We start from the raw sequence: 967 nt of genomic DNA, 5'->3' as shown, positions 1-967 counted from the left end.
GGCCACAGCATCGCTCGTAGCGTTCATCGACGCACATAAGGAGCAGTTCGGCGGGGTCGAGCCGATCTGCCGTGTCCTTGCCGGTCACGGTATGAAGATCGCCGCCAGCACCTACTACAAGGCCAAGGCCCTGCCGCCGTCGGCGCGGACCGTCCGTGATGCCGAGATCCTGGCGGAGATCCGGCGCGTGCACCAGGGCAACTACGGCGTCTACGGGACCCGCAAGATCTGGGCCGCGTTGCGCCGCGAAGGCCACCATGTGGCCCGCTGCACGGTCGAGCGGCTCATGCGGCAAGCCGGTCTAACCGGTGTGGTGCGGGGTAAGAAGATCCGCACCACCATCGCCGACCCCGGCGCCCAACGGGCGCAGGATCTCGTGCAGCGCGACTTCACCGCGGCCACGCCGAACCGGTGCTGGGTCGCGGACTTCACCCACGTGGCCACCTTCGCCGGCGTGGTCTACGTGGCGTTCGTCGTCGACGTCTACTCGAGGACGATCGTCGGCTGGTCCGCGGCCACCACCAAACACACCACCCTCGTCCTGGACGCCCTCGACATGGGCCTGTGGCGCCGAGACCGCGACGGCCGCCCGGTCGAGGCGGGCCTCATTCACCACTCGGATGCGGGAGCCCAGTACACGTCGTTCCGGTTCACCACCCACCTCGTCGACGCCGGCATCGACGCCTCCATCGGCACCGTCGGCGACGCCCTGGACAACGCGCTGATGGAATCCACCATCGGCCTCTACAAGACCGAACTGATCAAACCCGGCCGGCCGTGGCACAGCCTCGCCCAGGTCGAGCTGGCCACCGCCGAATGGGTCGACTGGTACAACCACCACCGGCTGCACTCCGCCCTGAACTACCTGCCGCCAGCCGAATACGAATCGATGTTCTACGCTCACCACCAACCCGACCAGCAAACCCTGGTCACAGTCTGAGGACTCCACCAGACTCGGGGCGGTTCA

At 67.2% G+C, this 967-nt stretch carries 1 protein-coding gene; it reads left to right on the top strand.

The annotated features are described in order from the left end of the window. Positions 1–940 (top strand): IS3 family transposase (locus ACNAVT_RS31770; RefSeq protein WP_416301687.1); only part of this gene is annotated, 940 nt, incomplete at its 5' end. Positions 941–967 lie beyond the last annotated feature (27 nt).

Origin of the sequence: Micromonospora sp. SL4-19 (genome assembly GCF_047921475.1) — a bacterium.
Classification (GTDB): Bacteria; Actinomycetota; Actinomycetes; order Mycobacteriales; family Micromonosporaceae; genus Micromonospora.
The sequence above is the reverse complement of the archived record's forward strand: the minus strand, read 5'-3'. Positions and strand labels throughout refer to the sequence as shown.